The 22159-nt window shown below is 51.5% G+C and carries 19 protein-coding genes and 1 pseudogene; 2 read left to right on the top strand and 18 right to left on the bottom strand.

Annotated features, from left to right (window positions below):
• Positions 1–171 precede the first annotated feature (171 nt).
• The 18 genes and pseudogenes from RTE01_RS01350 to RTE01_RS01265 form a co-directional block, all read right to left on the bottom strand.
• On the bottom strand, positions 172–1230 hold the full coding sequence (locus tag RTE01_RS01350; protein WP_307723804.1) for an alpha/beta hydrolase family protein: 1059 nt from the start codon (positions 1228–1230) through the stop codon (positions 172–174).
• Positions 1231–1532: 302 nt separating this feature from the next.
• Positions 1533–1625, bottom strand: a pseudogene (locus RTE01_RS26310) (cation diffusion facilitator family transporter); the annotation flags it as partial.
• Positions 1626–1851: 226 nt separating this feature from the next.
• Positions 1852–2550 (bottom strand): GntR family transcriptional regulator, encoded by a 699-nt coding sequence (locus RTE01_RS01340; RefSeq protein WP_041145523.1) that lies wholly within the window; start codon positions 2548–2550, stop codon positions 1852–1854.
• Positions 2551–2568: 18 nt separating this feature from the next.
• Complete coding sequence (locus RTE01_RS01335) at positions 2569–3795, bottom strand: amidohydrolase (protein WP_134525950.1); 1227 nt, start codon at positions 3793–3795, stop codon at positions 2569–2571.
• Positions 3788–5278: a chlorohydrolase family protein gene (locus RTE01_RS01330; RefSeq protein ID WP_076947107.1), complete on the bottom strand. Its 1491-nt coding sequence runs from the start codon at positions 5276–5278 to the stop codon at positions 3788–3790. Before RTE01_RS01330 ends, RTE01_RS01335 begins: the two co-directional genes overlap by 8 nt.
• Positions 5278–6468 carry an amidohydrolase family protein gene (locus RTE01_RS01325; RefSeq protein ID WP_141334582.1) on the bottom strand — a complete coding sequence of 397 codons (1191 nt, stop codon included), beginning with the start codon at positions 6466–6468 and terminating at the stop codon, positions 5278–5280. The genes RTE01_RS01330 and RTE01_RS01325 overlap by 1 nt, the downstream gene beginning before the upstream one ends.
• On the bottom strand, positions 6469–7503 hold the full coding sequence (locus RTE01_RS01320; protein ID WP_041145519.1) for an ABC transporter ATP-binding protein: 1035 nt from the start codon (positions 7501–7503) through the stop codon (positions 6469–6471). It lies immediately after the preceding gene.
• Positions 7500–8483: an ABC transporter ATP-binding protein gene (locus tag RTE01_RS01315; RefSeq protein ID WP_134528482.1), complete on the bottom strand. Its 984-nt coding sequence runs from the start codon at positions 8481–8483 to the stop codon at positions 7500–7502. Before RTE01_RS01315 ends, RTE01_RS01320 begins: the two co-directional genes overlap by 4 nt.
• Positions 8484–8494: 11 nt before the next feature.
• Positions 8495–9463, bottom strand: coding sequence for an ABC transporter permease (locus tag RTE01_RS01310; RefSeq protein ID WP_041145517.1), 969 nt, complete (start codon positions 9461–9463; stop codon positions 8495–8497).
• Between the two features lie 9 nt (positions 9464–9472).
• A complete protein-coding gene (locus tag RTE01_RS01305; RefSeq protein WP_041145516.1) occupies positions 9473–10435 on the bottom strand; it encodes an ABC transporter permease in 963 nt (320 codons plus the stop codon).
• A gap of 120 nt (positions 10436–10555) precedes the next feature.
• Positions 10556–12139 carry an ABC transporter substrate-binding protein gene (locus RTE01_RS01300; RefSeq protein ID WP_041145515.1) on the bottom strand — a complete coding sequence of 528 codons (1584 nt, stop codon included), beginning with the start codon at positions 12137–12139 and terminating at the stop codon, positions 10556–10558.
• A 64-nt stretch (positions 12140–12203) separates the two neighbouring features.
• Positions 12204–12608: a nuclear transport factor 2-like protein gene (locus tag RTE01_RS01295; protein WP_134525947.1), complete on the bottom strand. Its 405-nt coding sequence runs from the start codon at positions 12606–12608 to the stop codon at positions 12204–12206.
• Between the two features lie 69 nt (positions 12609–12677).
• Complete coding sequence (locus RTE01_RS01290) at positions 12678–13577, bottom strand: polysaccharide deacetylase family protein (RefSeq protein ID WP_141334580.1); 900 nt, start codon at positions 13575–13577, stop codon at positions 12678–12680.
• A 332-nt stretch (positions 13578–13909) separates the two neighbouring features.
• The gene (locus RTE01_RS01285) at positions 13910–14800 is read right to left on the bottom strand and encodes a GNAT family protein (RefSeq protein ID WP_134525945.1); all 891 of its coding nucleotides are present in this window, start codon (positions 14798–14800) and stop codon (positions 13910–13912) included.
• A 381-nt stretch (positions 14801–15181) separates the two neighbouring features.
• Entirely contained in the window at positions 15182–15493 is a 312-nt protein-coding gene (locus tag RTE01_RS01280) for a PTS lactose/cellobiose transporter subunit IIA (protein ID WP_041145511.1), read from the bottom strand.
• Between the two features lie 10 nt (positions 15494–15503).
• A complete protein-coding gene (locus tag RTE01_RS01275) occupies positions 15504–16883 on the bottom strand; it encodes a glycoside hydrolase family 1 protein (protein WP_141334578.1) in 1380 nt (459 codons plus the stop codon).
• A 38-nt stretch (positions 16884–16921) separates the two neighbouring features.
• Positions 16922–18256, bottom strand: a complete 1335-nt coding sequence (locus RTE01_RS01270) for a PTS sugar transporter subunit IIC (RefSeq protein ID WP_041145509.1) — start codon at positions 18254–18256, stop codon at positions 16922–16924.
• A 19-nt stretch (positions 18257–18275) separates the two neighbouring features.
• On the bottom strand, positions 18276–18581 hold the full coding sequence (locus RTE01_RS01265) for a PTS sugar transporter subunit IIB (protein ID WP_041145508.1): 306 nt from the start codon (positions 18579–18581) through the stop codon (positions 18276–18278).
• 1196 nt (positions 18582–19777) lie between these two features.
• On the opposite strand from RTE01_RS01265, the gene RTE01_RS01260 reads away from it, so the two are divergent.
• Together RTE01_RS01260 and RTE01_RS01255 are read left to right on the top strand one after the other, a co-directional pair.
• Positions 19778–21067, top strand: coding sequence for a carbohydrate porin (locus RTE01_RS01260; protein WP_123552378.1), 1290 nt, complete (start codon positions 19778–19780; stop codon positions 21065–21067).
• Positions 21068–21192: 125 nt separating this feature from the next.
• Positions 21193–22092: a MalM family protein gene (locus tag RTE01_RS01255; protein WP_255313496.1), complete on the top strand. Its 900-nt coding sequence runs from the start codon at positions 21193–21195 to the stop codon at positions 22090–22092.
• The last annotated feature ends 67 nt before the right edge of the window (positions 22093–22159 follow it).

Genomic DNA, 22159 nt, shown 5'->3' with positions numbered 1-22159 from the left:
TTGAATGAGGTTACGCCCTTTCGGTTTCAAATGTGTTATTGGGTCAATCAGCGGGTTTCTTATGCTCGTTGCAGGCAGAGCTCCCTCCAGCCATCTACTCATCTAAGCGGCTGGGGGGCGTTTCTCCTGAGAACAGGGAGCCTTCCCCGCGCTATGGAATAAGAATGTAATTTATTGTCCACATTTTTGACTCAGGATCCATGATGAGACGGTATTGAGCGCCCCTGGTGAATATGAGTATTTCCCGGACAACAGAAACAACCCCTGTTTCCACAACGGCCACTGAGAGGCAAGCTGATAATCAAACCATTCGCTGCGTAAAAGTCCGTGAGTCGCCCCCGGCAGCTGCATGATACAACGCGGTGTGTCCAAAGGAAGTGCTTTGGTCCAGACAGCGACAGTGTCATCAGGGTCTACATTCCGGTCATCCTTACCCATCAGAATTAATACCGGCGTCCGCATGACGGAAATATATCTCGTCGCATCAGCCCGGGAATTTCTGCGCTCGAAGTCCTGACGCGTACACTGGGTGTTACAGGGGAGAGACGCCGCTTCTTCTGTAAACTGGCGGTCAAAAAGTACGGCTTCATGTTTTTTAGCGGCCAGCACATCAGTCACGGAGTGACCCTCAGCTTTAAGCCGTTGTCCTGTATAGTATATGCCCTGATTCCGCCAGTTTATCGCAGCGCCTATCAGCACGGCAAAGTCAGCTGCTGCCAGTTGGCTTGCCGGAGGTACGACCCAGCCAGCCTGCGAGAACCCAAGATAACCTCCGCGACTGTTTTTCAGTTCTGGCTGTTCTCTCAGTTTTTGTAACGCTAAAACGGCCTCCTCTGAGCGATCTGACATTGTCTGTGCCAGCCAGTTACCTGTACTTTGACCCACGCCTGGTTTATCCCATGAAAAAACGGCAATTCCCTGCGAGATAAGGAAGTTAACCAGCGGAATATATCCGCCTTCTGACCAGCGATCCTGCGGCCCGTCGCCATGAATGAGAAGCACAACCGGGGGCGACATCTTGCCAGGAGGCATAATTAACGACCCCTCCAGGAGATCCTGATGATGCTTGAAAGATATAATACGTTGCTGACCGGAATCTGAAATATCGAACTCGGATAAGCGACTTAAAAAAAACATAACAAGAGCAATAATAACAATTAAAAATGACACGACATATTTAAGCATACAAAGCTCTTTGGTTATTTGTACATATAAAAACAGTTCGGTCATTTAATTGATTATGAAAACTATGAGTGTACAGCATTACGCTTTTGTCATGTTTTTTGCACGATATGCGTTGTTTATAAGGATAATTATTTTTAACCATGCCACTGTTCGTTTTACATCCAAAGCAAACGTCTTTCATCTTCGCTTCCTGTCAGCCTTAATCCACACGATCCAGTATTTTTCTGTGTTCAGCTTGCGCCACCGCAGAAAAAATAGCGACTACCATTTTTCATGTTCTATCGGCGCTTATCCCGTTAGCAATGAACCAGTCGGAACCGCTGCCAGCGGTAGTTAAGATGGTTTACGGCTTTTTTACGGGCCAACAAAACGGCAAAATCAGCAACTGAATCTGCAAGAGAATGAATACCATCTGCAATTAATCCCTGAGCGCCAGGAAATGGGCTATCCCGCGCAGGGAACCGCTGGATAGCCGCGACAAAAGATTATCCTCTACTCTAACCAACCGGCATCGCTCTCACCGGGTCGACAGGCCCTCTTCACCCGGAAAGCTCTCTCCTCTGCGTCATTTTTAATGGCAACCCGAAAATTTAACCCCATATATTTAAGCCCGGACTTATAGCGATCATTTTCAACAGCAGGCAAACGACATTTAATGAGTAATACTTACTCGCTCATTTCGTTCAATGCCTGGGACAATGTCATCAGATTCGGTGGCGTTTCATTCAGGTTCAGTTGCTGCAGGAGAGCATGCAAGTGATCGCTCATGAGATTCTGCGCGCGTTGAGTATCCCCCTCCTGTAGCGCAGCAATAATATTTTTGTGTTCATCACACTGGCAGTGCGTGGTGACATCCTGCTGGTAAAGCATAACTATCAGCGAACTCAGTATCATCAGATTATCGAGGATACCGCGCAGGACGTCGTTACCGGCGATCCGCGCCATAAGCTCATGAAACGCGCCGAGTTCGTAGACAATGCGCCGACGATCCTGAGCATGAAACGACTGGTGCTCGTTATGCTGCTGACGTGCTATCTCTTCCGCGAAAAGCGCCATTCTCTCCGGCGTGATGCACGAAATGATGGCACACTCAATGGCGCTACGGGCAATAAAGACTTCGTGAGCCTGTTTTGCCGTTGGCCGGGCAACCATTGCACCGTAGTTGGGTTCTATGATGACAATCCCCTGACCCGCCATGCGCTGTAGCGCAGTTTGCACATGATTGCGGTTTGCCTGTAGCGCCTCGACGATTTGCGCCTCAATTAAGCGCGTTCCCGGACGCAGCTTATGCTGCCCGATAGCCTGGGTGAGCGCTTCCACCACCCGGTTAACTTCACGCTGCTTTGGCGTCAGTTTTTCACTCATTGCGTTCTCTACCCTGATTTATTCTCTGGTCCAGACCCTTTTCCCACGAAAATAGACTGCCTCAACGGCAGTCAAACGCGCAACTACTTGTGCCGAACAGGCTGCATTCAGCAAGATAAAACTGGCCTCATCGTTCACTTTCGGCCAGGCCCTGTCGCCACTGTCTGTGAGTGGCAGGCAATTCCCGGTGGCGATGGCCAGCGCCCGACTCAGCTCAAACTCGCTACCGCGCGTATAGAGCCGCGCCCAGTCGTGCGCTTTATCCAGCATACTGGCGGAGCCAAACGGCGACCAGTGATCGATAACGCTGTCGGTACCGCTTAGCAACCGCACGCCGCGTTCGCGTAAATACGGTAGCGGCATGACGCCCTTGCCTAACGGCAGACAGGAGGCCAGCGATACCCCAAGCTCTGCCATCTGCCCCGCCAGCTCGCTCAGCTCCGCTGGTTCGATTTGCGCCAGACAGTAGGCGTGACTCAACGTCAGCTTCCCGCGCAGCGCCGGCTCCCGTTCCAGCGCATCCAGTAAATAGCGGATACAGGCAATACCGGTGGATTTATCCTCATGCAGATGGTAATCAATGCCCTTTCCTGCTTCGACGGCCAGTTCCAGCGTCGCTTCCAGCGAACGGACCATATCACCGTCCACTTTTGACGGATCCAGGCCGCCGACCCACTCACAGCCCAGCGCCAGGGCTTCACGCATCAGCGACAGCGAACCCGAGCGCAGCAGTCCGTGCTGCGGAAAAGCCACGATCTCACACTGGAGCTTCTCCCGCCAGGGCGCCAGGGCCTCCAGCAAATGCAGCAGGCTTTGCAGACCGCTTACCGGCTCGATATTACAATGGCTGCGAACGTACGTCGTTCCCTGCTGCTGCACCAGCTGCAATAGCGCGTGCGTGCGCTGCACCGAGGTCGGCAGCAGCGTGGGCAGAATCTCCTGTTCAAGGACGATCATCCCAAAGATGTCCTGTGCCCCGCTCTCCCGCGCCGCACGCCAGGGACCGCCGTAAAAGGTTTTATCCAGATGAATATGCTCGTCGCGGGTGGCCGGGAGCATCAGATATCCCCCGGCATCTAGCCAGGCGACGCCAGGCAGACGCTGGGTACCGGCGTAGATAGCGCTAATTCTGCCGTCCACAATATCGAGGGTAAACTCCGCACACTCGGTTCCCTGCACCACGCCCTGTCGGCGAATGAACCCCTGCTCCAGGCGGACGTTAGTCAACAAATAGCGTTCACTCATCGGCGTTTCCCCGACTACAGAGTGGAAAAGAGGAAGGCACAATCTCTGCGAGCGGAGGATGATTAACCGTGCGTTCCGGATAGCTGCGCAGAATATGGGCGAACACGTTCTGCGACTCTGCGTGCAGTTCCGCGAGGTCATAACCGGCCTGTACCATGCGTCCTTCCCAGTAGACCTTACGCCCGGCAACGATAGTACCGGTGACATCGCGTCCGTTGCCGCTGAGCACCAGCGCGGTGATAGGGTCGAATATCTGCCCCAGCGCAGGTTGATTAAGGCTCACCACGATCATATCCGCCTGGCAGCCCGCTGCGAGTCGCCCCAAATCGTCGCGCCCCAGCGCCTTCGCCCCGCCGAGGGTGGCCATGCGGTAATAATCCGCGCTGCTGGCGGCGGCGATATCGCCGGTCACTACCCGGGTAAGGATCGTGCCCAGATGCATATTGCTGAACATATCCGGCGGGAAGGTATCGGTACCGAGCGCCATATTGACGCCTGCAGCCCTGAGCTGTGGATACTGTTCGAGATATTTCGCGTGACGACCGGACACCATCGGACAGGAGACCACCGTCGCCCCGGAACGCGCAAGGCGATCGATATCCTGCGCTATTCGCTGCGGGTCAGGCCGCTCGCCGCCCAGAAACTGGCCATGCGGTAGCAGCATCCGCCGGTTTAGCAGCCCGACGTCTTCAAGCACCTCCAGCGAACTCTTGCCATTATAACGACGGGCGATTTCGCCGATCTCCAGCTCGCTCTGGCAACAGTGCAAGCGGGTTGGACAGGCCAGCTCCGCCACCAACGCGGCCAGTTCGGCGAGCCACTGCGGATCGCCGCCTTCAATTCTGTCCGGCGCCAGCATCCCGCTTAGCGTCGGCACACCGCGCTGTCGCAGACGCTGGAAAAAGCGCTGCGCGTCATCCAGGCCGCGGCGGGCCTGGGCTCTGTCCTCGCGGCGGCTAAAGCGCCCCGAAGCGTCGGTAACATAATATCCGGCCATAAACGCCGGGCCTAGCCAGGCTCGTGCGCCGAGGGACTCCGCGACGTCCGCAGCGTAGAGATATTCATCGAAGTCTTCTGCCCACTGGCGATAGAGGATCGAGGTTATCGGGGCAAAACTGGTGATCCCGTTACGCAGCAGCTGGCTATAGGCATAACGCTTGGCAAAGTCGAGCTGTTCCCGGCTATAAAGATCGCGCCGCAGCCAGTCATCGGCAACGATCCGCCCTTTTCGCCAGCCCGGCTGGTTGTCGAATGCCAGCACGGTGGTATCTAAATCACCCAGCGCATCCAGGTCGATAAAACCAGGGCCAACCAGGCTGTTACCCGCGTTAATCTCTTCATCAATATGGCCCGGATAATCGTGACCGACAAAGAGGATTTTATCCCCCTGATAGACCACTTCGCCGTCGGCATACAGACAGTGGTCGCCCTGGCGGTAGCCCACCACCCAGGCGGCACGAATGCGCGTTGTTTTATCAGTCATTAAAAGAGGCACTCCCCGTTGTTCGCCACCAGCACACCGCCTTTAAACACCTTCCGCTCGACCGGAACCTCCACCAGCGCTTCCACCATACTCCGTCCGGGGATCAGAACCAGATCGGCACGGCAGCCTGGCTCAAGACCATAGTTTTCGAGCGCCATCACTCGCGCCCCGCCGTGCGTGACGGTGCGCGTTGCGCGCATAATTTCGCTATCTTTACGCCAGCGATAGCGCAGGCCCATGGTGACCGCACGCTGGATCATGTCGCCGTTGCCATAGGGGCTCCAGGTATCGCGCACCCCATCATTTCCTGCGCAAATTGCCACCCCGGCACGGTCGAGGATCTCCCACGGCGGTACGGCGATATCTGCGGGCGCGGTCGTCGCGACGCTCACGCCCAGCTCCGCCATCTCTTCGGCAAAGCGCTGCTGCCGGGCAGGATCCAGCATCCCCAGACAAAAACCGTGGCTAACGGTCACGGCATGCTGTTTCTGATAGCGGCGGGTAAATTCCAGGATCAGTTCAAGGCTAAATGCGCCCAGCTCGCCGCGTTCGTGCAGATGAATGTCGATTTTTTTATTATGTCGACTGGCCAGTTCAAAAATAATCTGCAGGTGGCGCTGCGGGTCGCGGTCAAAAGAACACGGGTCCAACCCGCCGATCAGCTCAGCACCCATTTCCAGCGCCCGCTCCAGCAAGGCTTCGCTGCCGGTATTTTGCAAAATACCGCTTTGTGGAAAGGCGACAATCTCGATATCTACCTGCTGCGCCAGGCGTCGGCGCGTCTCCAGCACCCCTTCCAGATTGGCCAGCCCAATCTCATTATCAATATCCACGTGAGTACGGATAAAAGAGGTGCCAGCCGCAATGCCGCGCCGGGCGATGCGCTCAGACTGAAGCTGTGCATCGGGGACCTGTTCATGGCGGTAGGTGCGTTCGTTGGCAATAATTGCCGCCAGATCGCGCGGAACATCATTGATATACCACTCGCGGCCCAGGAGCGTTTTATCGAGGTGGGCATGACCGTCCACCAGGCCGGGAAAGGCCTGAAAACCACGGCCATCAATCACAGTGGCATGCTCAGGCGGAGCCAACGCTCGCGCTTTGGCCGCAATTTTCCCGTCCTCAAGCAGCAGGTCAACGGGTGAAGAGGAATCAAAAGGCGTTACGCCTTTAAGCAAAATGGCGGTCATTTACGATACCTTCGCTAACGGAATAGAGGTGGAACAGGCCATCACTTCAACCGGGAAATGGCACTCAAGCTGATGATTAGCGCTGAGGTTGTGCGCCGGCGGCATCGTCTGGTGGCACAGCGGTTTGGCATAAGGGCAGCGCGGCGCAAATGCGCAGCCTGGCGGTGGCGCCAGCGGGCTGGGCGCTTCACCACGAATCGGTTCCCGGGCAATGGCGGGCGTATCAAACTGTGGGATAGCCGCCATCAGCATCCGCGTATAAGGATGCGCGGGACGAGCGAAAATCTCCTCGACGCTGCCCTGCTCGACCAGTCTGCCGAGATACATGACTCCGACCCTATCGGAGATATGGGAGATCACCGCCATATTGTGGCTGATAAAAAAGTAGGTGAGCCCATTTTCTCGCTGTAACTTGCGCATCAGATTAAGCACCTGAGCCTGAACCGATACATCCAGCGCCGAGGTAGGTTCATCGCAGATCAAAAAACCCGGTTGCGTCGCCAGCGCACGGGCAATCGAGATACGCTGACGTTGACCGCCGGAGAATTCATGAGGAAATTTATCCAAATCCCCGGCAGCAAGCCCGACCTGCTCCAGCAGTTCGCCGCAATACTCTCTGGCCTGGCGGGTGGTGCCCACCTTTTTCGCCAGCAGCAGCGGTTCTGCCAGCGATCGACCGATGCGCCAGCGAGGGTTCAGGCTGGCATAGGGATCCTGGAAGATCATTTGCGTGCCGTTTTGCCCCGCTGAACCGGATATTTGCGCACTGCGCCAGGCGTAGTTTATCTCGCCGGACGATGGCTGATAGAGCCCGGCCAGCGCGCGGGCAACGGTCGATTTACCGCATCCCGATTCACCTACGATGCTGAACGTTTCTCCCTGGCGAATGGTAAAGCCGATGCCGCGGACCGCATGCAGCTCCTTTTTCGCCGCCGGGCGAAAGAGCGACGTTTTTTTCTCCCGCCCCAGATTAAAGCGAATATGCAGGTCGCGGATGGTCACAACTTCCGGGGCAAGGCCCGATGGCTCGTTCATAGCGATTCTCCTTGCGGATGAAAGCAGGTTAACTGGGCCGCGTGTCGGTGGTGCATCAAAGGCTGCTGTTCGCGGCATTGTGCGCTGGCATGCGGACATCGAGGGTTAAACGCGCACCCTTGAGGTAGCGCGTTCAGCCGCGGCATCGCGCCATCAATTTGCTTGAGATACTCATGCCGTTCGCTCATTGACGGAATGGACTGAATCAACCCGCGGGTATAAGGATGTTGAGGATGCCTGATAACCTGCGCGACTGGCCCGGTTTCGACAATGCGTCCGGCGTACATCACCGCCACTCTTGAACACACTTCCGCGACCACCCCCATATCATGCGTGATCAGCATCACCGCCGTACCATGCTGTTCGCATAACCGGCGCAGCACTCCCAACACCTGAGCCTGCACCGACACATCCAGCGCCGTAGTGGGTTCATCGGCAATCACCAGCTGCGGGTCGACGCACAGTGCCAGCGCAATCACCACCCGCTGGCGCATTCCGCCGGAGAGTTGGTGCGGATACTGTTCGATGCGCTGGAGCGGGCTGTTAATCCCGACTTCCGTCAACAGCGAAACCGCCCGCTCCCGCGCTTCGTTAGCCGACAAGGGAAGATGCGTACGGATGGTTTCAATGAGTTGCTGTCCAATGGTCAGCACCGGATTAAGGCTGGTTAGCGGGTCCTGGAAAATACAGCTGATTGCTTTGCCGCGCAGCTGACGCCGGGCTTCATCGTCCAGATTATCGATACGCCGATCGCCAAACCAGATTTCGCCGCCCCGAATGCGCCCCGGGGTTTGTAACAGCCCGGCGATAGCCGCACCGGTCAGGGATTTACCCGCACCTGATTCGCCGACCATCCCGAGGATCTCACCCGGCTGCATCGTCAGCGTCAAATCGTGAATCGCCTGCAGGTTGCCTTTGCGGTGCAGGAACTCAATGCTCAAATTTTTTACTTCCAGTAACGCCTGTAGAGAAGCCGTCATCATCTTTCCTCTTAGCGCAGCTTAGGGTTGAGGGCGTTGAGCAGCCAGTCGCCCAGCACGTTAAACGCCAGCGAAAGAACGACCAACAGCGTGGCCGGGAACAGCACAATCCACCACTGCCCGGAAAAGAGATACTGGTTGCCTTCATTGATGAGCGTCCCCAGCGATGGCTGGTCCGGCGGCATACCGACGCCGAGGAAGGACATCGTGGCTTCGGTGAGAATGGCGACGCCGAGGTGCAGAGTCGCCATCACCAGTACCGGGCGCATCACGTTAGGCACAATGTGCGCCAGCATGATGTGCAAGTGGCTACCGCCGCTGATTTGCGAAGCCATGACGTATTCCCGGCCCTTTTCCAGCAGCGTCAGGCTGCGCACCGTGCGGGCGTACTGCATCCAGCCCGTCAGGGCAATGGCGCCAATCAGAATAGCCGGCGCAAAATGGCCGATATACTCTTTCGGAATGGCGACGCGCGCGACGCCGCTGACCAGCAAGGTAAACATAATGGTGGGGATGCTGAGCATGGCGTCGGCAAAACGCATAATCAGCGTATCCACCACGCCGCCGAAATAGCCGCTCAGTACCCCTAACGCCACGCCAAGAGCGACGGACGCCAGGACGCTCAGGCCGCCGATAATCAGCGAGATATTCAGGCCATAGAGCATCAGGGAGAGAATATCTCGCCCCTGAACATCGGTGCCCAGCCAAAAGCGCGGGTCGCCGCCCGTCATCCACGCGGGGGGTAATTCGGAATCCATTAAATCAAAACCAGCGGTATCGAAAACATTATGCGGCGCGATCCAGTGGCTGAATAAAGAACAGAGTAGAATCAGCGCACAGCAGGTAAAAGCGACCACGGCACTTTTACTTTGCCAGAATAACCATAAAAAATCGCTATCAAGAAATGTGCGCCAGCGCGCCACAATGCGGGTGACAAAATTTTGCCCGGCCGCCGTATCTGAATAATGACGAGGTTGCATCACAACTCCTTATTGCGCACGCATACGTGGGTCGATCAGGTAATACAGCAGATCGACGATGGTATTAATCACAATAAATATCAGGGCGATAAATAACAGATATCCGGATAGCACCGGGACATCAACATAGTTAATGGACTGAATTAACAGCAGCCCCATCCCCGGCCATTGAAAGACGGTCTCAATAACAATCGCGAATGCAATTAGCCCGCCAATTTGCAAACCAATCACCGTAACCACCGGCAATAATGCGTTGCGCAGCGCATGGCGAAACCAGATGCGATAATTCTCGATGCCGCGGGCGCGGGCAAATTTAATATAATCAGCCTTCATCACTTCCAGCATTTCCGTGCGCACCAGGCGCATAATGATGGTTATCATCGACAGAGCCAGCGAAAGCGCCGGTAGTACGATGGAACGCCATCCGGATGCGGTGAGCAAACCGCTCGACCAGAAACCAATCTTGACGGTTTCGCCGCGGCCGCTGGAGGGGAACCATCCCAGCCATACCGAAAAGACGATAATCAGCATGATGCCGATAAGAAACCACGGCAGTGAGACGCCAATCAACGAGAGGATCTGCACACTCTCGCGCAGGATTTTATTGCGCGTGATGGCGACCCAGACCCCAAGCGGAAAGCCGACGGCCAGCGAAATCACCACCGCGACAAACACCAGTTCCAGAGTGGCAGGAAGTCGTTCCATAATCAGCTGGAATACCGACACCTGGTTGTAGTACGAGATGCCGAAATTACCGTGCAGCAGACGGGAAATGTAATGTAAAAACTGGATAAACACCGGGTCATTTAATCCCAGGCTGGCGCGCAGCTGCATTCTTTCCACTTCTGTGGCGCTTTCCGGCAGCATATTTGCCACCGGGTCGCCAAGATACTGAAACAGAATAAAAGAAATCAGCGCCACACCGGCCAGTAACATCGCGGCCTGAAAAAGCTTGCGCAATAAAAACAGCATATTGCCTCCGGGCAACAATAAAAGCCTGCACTAATAAATGGGGACCGACGCCGCCGTATTCCCCACGCGGGTAGCCCGAAGATGTTTATCCCCAATAATAATCTGGCAGCAGACAATAAATTATGGTGTAACGCTACCGTACCAAAGCCGCTGTACGTTATCTGGCGTCTGCTTTAATTGTAGGTTTTTACTCATTGCCCACACCACCGGTTCGAAATGCATCGGTAAGAACGGCAAATCTTTATTGGCAAGCGCCACCGCCTGGCTGAGTAAAGCAATACGCCTGGTATTATCGAGTTCGCCAACCGATTGGTCGATAAGCTTATCGGCGTCTTTATTGCTGTAGCGCGGAATATTAAAGGTGCCTAAGTTTTTACCGTCGTTGGTATGGAGCAGCTGTACCGCGACGCTGTAGGGATCCATAATCGGCAGGTTCGCCCATCCCAGCACGCCGACGTCGGTGCGACCGTTGACCAGAATCGGGTCATAGACGCTGGCCGGATGCACGTTGAGGTTGGTTTTCACGCCAATTTTTGCCCAGAAGCTTTGTACGGCCTGGCACCATTGGGCCGCATTGATATAGGTTCCTTCCGGGCAATCAAAGGCCAGATTGAAGCCGTTCGGGTAGCCTGCTTCAGCCAGCAACGCCTTCGCTTTTTGCGGATCGTACTGGATATCCGGGCTGCTGGCCGCGCTGTATCCGGGGATCTCCGGCGCCAGATAGTTATTGGTTGGCTTCGTCAGGCCGCGCATCACCTTCTGAGTAATCGCCTCGCGGTTGATCGCCATCAGCAGCGCCTGGCGCACGCGCAAATCTTTCAGCGGATTCCCGGCCTTTTCATTTTTAGCGTTAAGATTATCGCGCATATTCAGGCTTAAATAATCCACCCGCAGCGAGGGGCTGATCTGCATATTGATCCTCGGATTACTCTGCAGGCGTGGAATATCCTGTAGCGGCACCGAGGTCACCAGATCGTATTCCCCCGCCAGCAGCCCTGACAAGCGTGTGGCATCAGATGTTACCGGTTTAAACACAATTTTATCGATGTTGCCGCCATGGGCCGCATTCCACCAGTTGGGGTTGCGCACCAGCACCATCTGGGTGTCGCGCTGGCGGCTTTGCAGAATAAACGGCCCGGTTCCGTTAGTGTTGTTGGTGGCGTAACCTTCCGTTCCCTGGCTGATGTCGGTGGGTTTAAGGGCGTTGTGTTCCGTCAGCCACTCCTTATCCATTATCATCACGCCGGTCAGCTCATTTAGCGCGATACCTGTTTTCTTAACCAGATGAATATCGACAGTATATTTGTCTACCGCAACAGCGTCCTTGATTGTCGATGCATTAGCACGGATACCCGAGGCCGGATCGGTCACGCGGGCGATTGAAGCCACCACATCGTCGGCGGTGAAGTCGTTGCCGTTATGAAATTTGACGCCTTCCCGCAGCTTAAAACGTAGCGTCGTATCGTCAGTTTGTTGCCAGCTGGTCGCCAGCCAGGGCTGAATTTTAAGATTGTCATCACGCTGTACCAGCGCTTCATAAATATGATTCTGGAAAGTTAATGCCTTCGTCGAGGCATAGGCATCCGGATCCAGTGTCGGAATATCAGCGTCCGTCGCCCAGCGAACCACATTTTCTGCACTAGCCTGCTGACACACCAGCCCGAGCACACTTCCCACAAGGAGCGATAGCACTAATTTTTTCATCATTCACCACTCAGATTATTTGCTAGTAACATTGCTAGCAATTGCAATAACGATGCCAGGTTGTCTATTTTTGATTCAATTCAGGATCAAGGATCCATTCGGCGCTGTCGTTCCAGACGTCCATCATCGTTATCTCCCCTCCCTGCACTTCATAGCGGTCGAGATAGCGGTTTCCTGCAAACTCACGCCCGTCAGGCCAGCAGCCATAGAGCGTGCCGGTGCAATAGATCACCGTATGATTGTCGCCTTTTGCCATCCATTCGAAGTCTCCGGGCTGCTTCTTGACCCAACGATAGCGGTCGGCATTAAACGCCGTTACCTCGTGGACGCGGGCCATACGCCGCTTACCGGTAAAGGTTATCTGGACGTTTTCCGCCATCAGCGCGGCGGCGCGGTCAGGATCCGGCGCCATTGATGCCTCCAGGAAGGCTTTAACTATCGATACGGCCTGTTCATGTACGGTTGTCATCTTGTTTATCCTTGAGTAAGTGCACTGCTTAGGTTCAATAAATGTGTTTACGGTGCAGACCCTGCTTCTTTATGAGGCCTGGGACAGATAGCGCGCGGCGATTTCCCCCGGCGTGGTAAGCCAGACGTCATCACACTGTGCGATCAGCCGCGCAAGGGTCTGCTTAAGGTGATAAAAGCGAAAAGGCTGGCCGACGATATAAGGGTGCAGCGCAATGCCCATTACCTGCGGCTGCTGGCGGCTACGTTGAGAGAGTTCACTGAATTGATCTTCGATCATCCTGCAGAAGGTCTCGATCGAGACGCCATTGGGAATGATGGTCGGGATATCGTTGATTTCCTGCGGATAAGGTACCGACAGCAGTGTACCGCTGGCGGTTTGCATCGGGGTCGGCAGGTCGTCATGCGCCCAGTTCAGGTTATAGCGGAACCCCTGCCGGTGCAGAAAATCGGGCGTTTGCTGGCTTTCTGAAATCCACGGCGAAAGCCAGCCGGCAACCGGTTTACCCTGGAGTTCACTTAGCCGCTGCTGGCAGTAGCCAATCAGGCGCTCTTCATCCGCCGGGGCGAGAGCGCCCTGTCGTTGTGAGTTCGTGTGGCCATGAGCAATCAGTTCGCTTCCTGGGATTGAAAGCCAGCGTTCAAGCAGGTCCGGACAGTAATCCAGAATCGAGGTATTGCAGATCACCGCCGGCGGAATGGCCAATTCGGCAAACAGGTCAGCCAGATACCAGGCCCCGACCCGGTTGCCATAATCACGCCAGCTGTAGTTAAGAATATCGAGTGGGTTTGCCACCTGAGAGAGCTTCGCTCCCTCCGAACAGCCAAAAGCAAAATGTTCCAGATTGATGGCCACATACAGTGCCAGCCGCTTCCCTTCCGGCCAGGAGATAGCCGGAGTCGCGGCAGGGGAACGCCAGGGGAAACGTTGGTGATCCTTTAATTCCCAGATAATTTCAGGTGTTGACATTGTAACTCCTCTTGTCCCGGTTCGGGATTCCTGACAGACAAGAGCAACTTTCGTACCAAACTAGCATCATTGCTAGCAATAAAGGCGTTCAATAGTGCTTCAGGGAACTCGCTCAGGCTGTATTGCTCGCGACCAATTTCTGTTATGGAAGCTTAAGGAACAACGTCCGCTCCTGAGATGGCGAAGCAATAAAGCTATAGTGGATATACAACCGTCCCGTCTGTGTCCGGACGTATCACTCGACATTTCTATCGTGCCCGCCCCTGGGCTGCATTGCGTAACCGCATCACGTTCGTTTGCGCAGCCAGTCGTGCACGATAACCATGGAGTGTCTATAACATCAGGACTTTCCTCACCGGAAAGAGGTCGGCCCATTGTTGCTTATAGCCCCAGCCCTTTCCATTCCGACCAATCGAGAAGTACAGCGTCTTATTATCTCGCCGGCACCGCTCCTGCGCCGCCAGGATATTTGTCCACATCACCAGGCTCCCCGGACTGAACGAGGATAGCTGCGGATCGAATCCGCCGTTCGGCACGTCAACATACAGAAAGCTACGGCTGTCCGCGCAGAGCATCAGATCGAGGGCACACGGCGCCCCGTGAAAGAAGAGCGCATTCCCGGAGACCATCTGAGGCAGCGCGCTAAACAGCGCTTCAATCCTGAATTTGTCATAGCACCTGACGGAATCCACAAACCGGGATCTGAACAGCGCGACGTAGAGGTCCGCAATCTCGCCGGCGGACATCTCAGCCAGGGGCCGGATTTCCCCGCCTGCAGCGATAAAGCGTTTCAGTTCACCATTTCGCTTCCGGGTCGTTTTCGTCGAAAACGTCTCTTTAATTCGGTACACCTCAGGCGCCTGGCCAAAGGCCGGAATGGAATTGCGCACGCACCCCTGCAGGACCGACGACAGTCGGTTGGTTTTCGTCGGGAGAATCACCTTCTGATCGGGGGCCGCGGGCAGAATGATTTCGTCATAGGATACGGGATAATCCTGCCAGACGTTCAGACCGGGATATTTTTTATCCGTCACGAAATACGCGGCGGTGATATCCCCGTTATGTTCGGTATGCCAGAAATCGAATGTTAATTTTTTTTCATCCATAAAAAAGCGCACAACGTCCGGGTGCATATTCACGCTGCCTCCGTACTTCAGGTATGTTTCCTGATAGAGGTCAAAATCCGAAGGTACCCATCCGCACAGCGCATGCTTGAATGTCATGTTTAATCACCCTTTATTCCGAGGTAAATACCGCTATTGTTAGCAGAAATAATCAGATGGCATCCGGTCCGTCTTAATATGCGCCGTCCGGGGCGATAAACGCGACGCAAACCGGCATTTCTGGCACCGACTGCGGGCAGTGAAACCAGAACGCTAATTCGGCAATATGGCGTTTGCGTCTTTATACCGATCGCGGCTGGCTTTATTATGCTGGTGGGGCGTTTCGTCACCTGACCGTATGCCCACGCTTCACGGATAAGGTCAGCGCTGCAAATAAACCATGACGTAGACCGCTTTAGAAGGACGCCCCGGATAATAGGGTCACGCTCTCTTTGCTGAGCGAGCGCGGTAGCGAATCCAGGACGCCTTCTTTATTCAAGGCTAATTCAATTTATTTTTATAGATCTGAACCAGCTCAGTTATCATTTCGCGACACAGGATAGATGTCATCAGATGATCTTGCGCATGTACCATCACAAGCGTCATCGTCGTTTTCCCCATCCCTTCGTCTTCTTCTATCAGCTTAGTCTGTATGGCATGCGCTTCTTTACCCGCTTCAGCGGCCATCTCAAGTAATTTGCTGGCATGCTCAAAATCACCCGCTTTCGCATGATTTAATGCTTCATAGCACAAACTTCTGGAATGGCCGGCATTAACAATAATACCCATAACGACTTCTTCGGTATCTAACATACTATCCTCATCAAAATCCATTATTCACGGAAACTTCTGCAAACCATTCACCGCTCTGTTTCACGGTGCGAACTTGAGAATCCAGGTCCAGGCTAATGAAACCATATCGGTTTTTGTAAGCATTCATCCACGACCAGTTGTCAATAAAGGTCCATAAATGATACCCCTGGCATTGAGACCCTTCGCTAATAGCACGGTGCACCCACTTCAGATGCTCCCGAATAAAATCAATTCGGTAATGATCTTTTACCTGCCCGTCATCAGCAATAAACCGGGTCTCATTCTCAACACCCATGCCATTTTCAGAAATATAGCAAGGGATGTTTCCATAGTTATCGCGCAGGTTGATTAAGATATCGTAAATACCCTCTTCATAAATTTCCCAGCCACGATATACGTTCATTTTACGGCCAGGCATTTCATAGTTTTCAAAAAACCAATCGGGCATGAACGGTGAATCAGGATTGATCATTGTTGCTCTGGCTTTGACTCTCCGCGGTTGGTAATAGTTGACACCGAGGAAGTCAACCTTACCCTGCTGGATGATTTCCAGGTCTTCACTTTCGTATTCTGGCAGCTGATCGTAGGTCTTTAAAATCTCTACCAGTTCGACCGGATAGATACCATTTATTGCTGGCTCCAGGAATGAACGGTTGAAGAACAGGTCAGCAATAAACGATGCTTTCAAGTCCTCTTCATTATTAGACCGTGGGTATGAAGGCGTCAGGTTAAGCACTATGCCAATTTTACCGGACAGCCCCATGCCTTTATACGCTCTTACCGCTTTACTGTGTGCCAGCATGATATGAAACGCAACTTGCGCCGCGCTGCGGAAATTTACATTATTCGGGTAGTGGAAGTCGTATAAATATCCTCCTTCCACAACGACAACCGGCTCATTAAAGGTCACCCAGTGTTTAACTCTATCACCAAACAGTTCAAAACAAACTTTGGCGTAGGTTTCATAGGCTGCAACCGTTTCCCTGCTTTGCCATCCTCCGCGCTCCTGCCAGTATAGCGGCATGTCGAAATGGAAAAGCCCGAAAATCGGTTCAATGCCATTCTCGATTAAATCATCGATGACATTATTATAAAACTCGACGGCTTCCCGGTTGATTTTTTCGCCATCCGGCATTAATCGGGCCCAGGAGATAGATGTCCGGAAACTGTTATGTCCAATACGCTTCATCAACAGAATATCTTGATGATAATTCTTATAAAACGTGGATGTTTCAGCCGGTCCAATTTTCTCATGAAATCTGTTCGGCTCAAGATTATACCAATGATCCCATATGTTTTTTGCTTTTCCATCGCCATCAACCGAACCTTCTGATTGCGTCGCAGATGAAGCGCTCCCCCACCAAAACCCATCCGGGAATTTATATTCCATACATCACCTCATGACTTAAAATATTTAAAATTACCGTATTAAACTTTTTCTGACTTTAATTCAAAACTTTCTTCATTTTTACTTTCAACGTTTGAATTATCGGCTGCCAGCAACGTTTTCTCGTATGCTTTGACGAACGGGTAATACATTAACGCGGCGATAGCCATACAGATAAAGCACAGTATTACCGGAGCAATAGCCCAGTTAGTCGCCCATGATGCGCCAATAGGTGCGGGAGTCGTCCATGCGGTCATCATAACCACTTTCTCTACCAGCCCCAGATCGATGGCATACCATGCAAGAATGGCGTTAATCACCGGGATAAACACAAACGGAATGAACAAAATCGGGTTCATGATGATCGGCGCGCCGAACAATATCGGTTCGTTGATGTTGAAAAGACCGGGTACAAAGCCCATACGGCCGATAGTCCGAAGATGAGCAGCCCTACTTCTGATCAGCAGAATTGCCAATGGTAAGGTTGAACCCACTCCTCCAATAAACAGGAAATGATCCCAGAAGCCTTGTACAAAAGTATGCGGGATCGCTTCTCCAGCTGCCAATGCGGCCTGGTTAGACGCAAGGTTCGCCATCCAGAAAGGGTTCATGATCCCGGTAACAATCATCGTCCCATGTATACCCGCGAACCACAGGATTTGGCACAACAGCACGGCCAGAATTACCGCTAAAAGGCTATCCGATGCCGCGACTAAGGGCTTAAGCATCGCCATAATAGCTTCAGGTAAAATCATACCTGTAGCATGCTCAATGAAAAGATTCAGAGGATGTAAGGTAATCATAATAACAATGACCGGGATCAGCACCTCAAACGACCGGGAAACACCAGGCGGCACCTGCTCCGGTAATTTAATTGTGATATTCCGTTTTTTCAGCCAACGATAGACCTCTGTCGCGTATATTGAACAAAGCAACGCGGTGAAGATACCTTGACCAGAAAAATACTGCATTGACAGGGCGCCGTTCTTAAGGTCGGCAGCAACCAGCATAAACGACATCAGCGAAAGAAGACCCGTTGTTATAGGATCTAAAGAGTATTGTTTTCCTAAACTTGCCCCTACCCCGACTGAAATAAATATGGTCATTAACCCCATACTCATATTAAACGGTAACATCAACTGTTCGCGATAGTTTGCAGAAAAATTCAGCCAGGCTTTCGCAAATTGAAAAGTGGTATTACTTGATATTGGCGGAAAGATAAAAACAAGCATAAAGCTGCCAACAATCATAAACGGCAGCGCGGCGATGAATCCATCACGTATTGCCAGGACATATCGTTGCTGAGCAATAACACCGGCCATCGGCGCAAGCCGTTTTTCAATGATGCCAACCAAAAAATTATAAAATGAGTTCATCTGCTGTTTCACCCTACCGTCATTTAGCCAGTTCTAATGCAATATCCAGAACCCGATCTCCGCGCAGCATCCCATAGTCCAGCATCTCGATAGGCTGGACTTTAATTCCATAAACGGACGCTTTAGACGATAAATTATTCTGCATATACTTAATTTGCGGTCCAAGCAGCACGACATGGTAGTTGGGCATGTTTTCATCAAATTCAGCCACGCCAAAAGCCTTGATTTCAACATCCAGGTTCTTCGCTTCCGCGGCTGCTTCCATTTTTTTAACCAGCAGGCTTGTAGACATACCTGCGGAGCAACAAAGCATGATCTTTTTCATTTTTAAATCTCCATATTGATAGTTCGAAGCAATATAAATCCATATCATTTTTTAGGAAATCGATTTCAAGGATAAATACCGTAATCGTGACAGCGATCACTGTCTTGATTATAAAAAACAATAAATATCAATATGTTATAAAAATACCATTCAAATTCCCTCGTCATTTCCCTTTTCATCACGCCACGATACCGGTATCAAACACAATCTTTACCGCAGTCGTCACCGATGTAACCCACTGCGCCAGCCCGCCGTTCAGCGAAAACCTGCGGAAATTGCCGGTGCAGCTATCCGCTCTGCCTGCCGCTATGCCGCATGAAATCTCACGCTGCCATACCCTGACTGCCCGGTTGCCTTAGAGGCAAAACCGCCAGGGTTTGAGCGCTACAGCTTAAGGAGTGAATGACTACAACCCAGGCCATTATGAAACCGATATCTAAAAAACAGCCAAGGAAAATTGAATTTTATGAAATGATAAACTTGCTGTGTTTTCAATAAAATATTCATTAAATTCAATACATTACCAAATATTAACAAATGTGACGAATCGCACAATTCATGACAAAAGGTTAAAATTCTGTTGATCATGAAACCGATTTCTTGGAGATTAAATGCCAGCCGATGTCTAATGCTGATTTAAGGCTGCCTAAACGCCTTAAACGGGATCTAAGATGACACAAGCGAAACGGGGTCAGGTGAATGCCCCTCTTATCTCATTGTGACTTTTTAATTATGCAAAACTTCGATGGGGATATGGCTCAGGAAATTAATTGATACCGGGATATCTTTGATACGCCAAAAGTGTAAATCAGCAGCGATCTCAGCGCCTGAAAACGAACGCTGTCGCAGCGTATTTAAATTCCCCAGGCATCTGGTATTAGTTTGCAGGTTGAGATTAGACAACGCGAGTTGAATTTATATAGAACAGTTATCGCTATCACAGCGCTGATGATCGGTAAAAGAACAGTCATTATTTTGTTCACTATTAAGCTATTAACCCAAACGGTTGATCTCATCATTGATCAGCTGCGCCGCGACTTTCATTTTATTTCATGAAGCAAGGGGCGAACTGAATGCTAACAAAAAAACAAAAGTAAGGGATTAATCACCCATTGCTTTAATAGCACTACCCTCTGGATTAAAACTTTTTACTTAAAGACTCTTAACTTATCAATACACTTTGAAAAGGGATTATTATGAAAAAGAACTACCTCGCACGTTCAATTATGCTCTGCTGTGGAATGTTACTTTCCTCACAGGTAACGGCGAGTGAAACCATTGGTTTTCACGGCTATATAAGAGCCGGGTCCCTTTTTGATGCCAGAGATAACTTTAGCAAAGCGGGTTATGCGGATGAGATTGATAAAAACATGGGCCGTCTGGGGGCTGAAGTTGACAATAGCTGGGAAGGTCGGCTGAATAAATTATGGAATTTAAATGACGGTAAATCTGTCGATATTCATCTGACAATCGAGTCTAAAGGTGATGGGTTACAAACCCGTGCGGCACCGCGCGAAACAGGCATTTCAGAAAGCTACGTAGAACTCGGCGGCATTACCCCGACAGGTAAACTATGGGGTGGCCTGAGATACTACGATCGTGAAAACTATGTATTCACAACCGATTATTTCTATACCGATTACTCAGGTACCGGTATTGGGGTTAAAGACCTTGAATTGGGTGGTGGAAAATGGGATATGGCTTACATCGTCAGTAATGATGCTAACCATACTGAACGCCCGGATGGCAGTTCGGCGATCATGCACACCGTGCACTCCAGCGCAAAATATGGCGCATGGGATTTTGAGATTGCCGCTAAACAGATGCCAGATAACTCATTTATTGGTGATGACAACAAATATGCAACTAAAGGCATAGAAGGAACCGTCATCTACTCCCGGGATGATTTCTTTGCCGCTACCGGCGGTTTTTCAAAAGTCATTTTACAGGCAGGACGCGGGCTGGGTTCCGGAGATCTCCTGGGCGCGACATTAACGGATACGTCGATGTATCGTAAAAGCTCTCTGTATCAGAAAACAATGCAGGATGTAAATAACGGCTATAAACCCTATCAAACTAAGGTCCAGGAGGGCGACCAGTCCTATCGTATGTTTGTATGGGGAGGCTGGTATGGTGCTAACGTCAATATTTTACCCACCTTCACCTACCAATATAATGACTATGAAGCAGGCCACCATGACTCATGGTATGCAGCATCATTACGCTCAGTTTTCCCGTTTAATGAGTTCTTCTCAATACAGACAGAAGTCGGCTACGTCGATAACGATCTTGTCGTGAATAATATGGACCAGGGCAGCCGCTCCAGTAAGATTAGCTTTGTTCCGACATTTACCGTTAACACCGGAATGGGGCCATCACCGGAGATTCGACTGCTCGCGACCTATGTCGATCGTAAATACAATGTGAGCTGGATGGACAGCCGTGGCGACTTCCTCGTAGGTGTCCAGGCCGATATGTGGTGGTAATGACGCCAGGTCGATAGTAAAGCGGATCTAACGATCCGCTTTACATCAGATGCAGCGCTCAGCGCACGATCAGAATTTTATAATACGCAATCTTAAAACTTACTATCACCGGGTCTCTGTTAAGCATGAAACATAAAACATCTTCGCTAAATCTCTCTCTGCTCCTGCTCAGCCTGCTGGTTACTGGCTGTCATTCATTTGTAGCATCGACATCAGGCACGAACGCTCATTCACTGCAGGAACAGGTGGCCATCGACCGGAATGCGCTTGCGGCAAAGGCAGCCATTGATAAGCTCAGCAATATTAAGTACACCCCTATCCAGGGTGATAGCGTCATGGCCCAGATCAATGAAAATAGCCAGGTTTTTTCTTTTAACTCAGAGAAGAGTTATGTTGCGGCCTATTCTGTCGAAGGTAAACAGGTGGGTCGGTCGGTAAAATTAGGTTCGCCACTCGATTTTAGCGTGTTCATCCCTTCCGTGATGATTTTAGATGAAAACTTTAACGTTGTTAATGTAATAAAAAGTAGCCACTTCCCCTACAGCGAGGATTCATTCGGCGCCAACCTTTACAAAGGCACATTCTCATTACCGGATGGTTATACAAAACTGTATTTGTTAATTTACACAACCGCTAAAGACGCTTCCGGAAGTACCGTTATTGACAATGAATTGTTACAAAATAGTATGCGTTACGACAGGGTTTCTGATGTTGGTAAATTTTCTAAGCTAGCCGTCCCCCATTCCACCACGGGACGTATAAAGCTTGAACTTATAAAAAGTGCTGATGACCGCTATGTTACAGAAGAGGCCCCGGTAAGGACGCCTGTATGTCTGCAAAATAGGCCCAACACTGCTGCTGGTATAAGCGCACAGGAATATTATGAGAAAATAAGAAAATCCTTATCTTTCAAAGACTATGAACAAGCCATTCAGTATGTTCGTGAAGCTGAGTGTTCCGGATTTACAAAAGCCAGAGATGTTTTCTTTTCTGTGATTGAGGATAATGAAAGGAAAAATTTATAGTTGAGAACTCACCATATCTATCGTAACCTTGCTCGATGGGTAACCATGATGATTCTATTGAACCATT

Origin of the sequence: Klebsiella terrigena, assembly GCF_006539725.1 — a bacterium.
In the GTDB taxonomy this organism is placed as follows: Bacteria; Pseudomonadota; Gammaproteobacteria; order Enterobacterales; family Enterobacteriaceae; genus Klebsiella; species Klebsiella terrigena.
This window is presented reverse-complemented; position numbering and strand designations above follow the sequence as displayed.

Coding starts and splice junctions, on each gene's coding strand:
- RTE01_RS01350 (WP_307723804.1), bottom strand. CDS start 1,230: ATGACCGAACTGTTTTTATATGTACAAATAACCAAAGAGCTTTGTATG.
- RTE01_RS01340 (WP_041145523.1), bottom strand. CDS start 2,550: ATGAGTGAAAAACTGACGCCAAAGCAGCGTGAAGTTAACCGGGTGGTG.
- RTE01_RS01335 (WP_134525950.1), bottom strand. CDS start 3,795: ATGAGTGAACGCTATTTGTTGACTAACGTCCGCCTGGAGCAGGGGTTC.
- RTE01_RS01330 (WP_076947107.1), bottom strand. CDS start 5,278: ATGACTGATAAAACAACGCGCATTCGTGCCGCCTGGGTGGTGGGCTAC.
- RTE01_RS01325 (WP_141334582.1), bottom strand. CDS start 6,468: ATGACCGCCATTTTGCTTAAAGGCGTAACGCCTTTTGATTCCTCTTCA.
- RTE01_RS01320 (WP_041145519.1), bottom strand. CDS start 7,503: ATGAACGAGCCATCGGGCCTTGCCCCGGAAGTTGTGACCATCCGCGAC.
- RTE01_RS01315 (WP_134528482.1), bottom strand. CDS start 8,483: ATGACGGCTTCTCTACAGGCGTTACTGGAAGTAAAAAATTTGAGCATT.
- RTE01_RS01310 (WP_041145517.1), bottom strand. CDS start 9,463: ATGCAACCTCGTCATTATTCAGATACGGCGGCCGGGCAAAATTTTGTC.
- RTE01_RS01305 (WP_041145516.1), bottom strand. CDS start 10,435: ATGCTGTTTTTATTGCGCAAGCTTTTTCAGGCCGCGATGTTACTGGCC.
- RTE01_RS01300 (WP_041145515.1), bottom strand. CDS start 12,139: ATGAAAAAATTAGTGCTATCGCTCCTTGTGGGAAGTGTGCTCGGGCTG.
- RTE01_RS01295 (WP_134525947.1), bottom strand. CDS start 12,608: ATGACAACCGTACATGAACAGGCCGTATCGATAGTTAAAGCCTTCCTG.
- RTE01_RS01290 (WP_141334580.1), bottom strand. CDS start 13,577: ATGTCAACACCTGAAATTATCTGGGAATTAAAGGATCACCAACGTTTC.
- RTE01_RS01285 (WP_134525945.1), bottom strand. CDS start 14,800: ATGACATTCAAGCATGCGCTGTGCGGATGGGTACCTTCGGATTTTGAC.
- RTE01_RS01280 (WP_041145511.1), bottom strand. CDS start 15,493: ATGTTAGATACCGAAGAAGTCGTTATGGGTATTATTGTTAATGCCGGC.
- RTE01_RS01275 (WP_141334578.1), bottom strand. CDS start 16,883: ATGGAATATAAATTCCCGGATGGGTTTTGGTGGGGGAGCGCTTCATCT.
- RTE01_RS01270 (WP_041145509.1), bottom strand. CDS start 18,256: ATGAACTCATTTTATAATTTTTTGGTTGGCATCATTGAAAAACGGCTT.
- RTE01_RS01265 (WP_041145508.1), bottom strand. CDS start 18,581: ATGAAAAAGATCATGCTTTGTTGCTCCGCAGGTATGTCTACAAGCCTG.
- RTE01_RS01260 (WP_123552378.1), top strand. CDS start 19,778: ATGAAAAAGAACTACCTCGCACGTTCAATTATGCTCTGCTGTGGAATG.
- RTE01_RS01255 (WP_255313496.1), top strand. CDS start 21,193: ATGAAACATAAAACATCTTCGCTAAATCTCTCTCTGCTCCTGCTCAGC.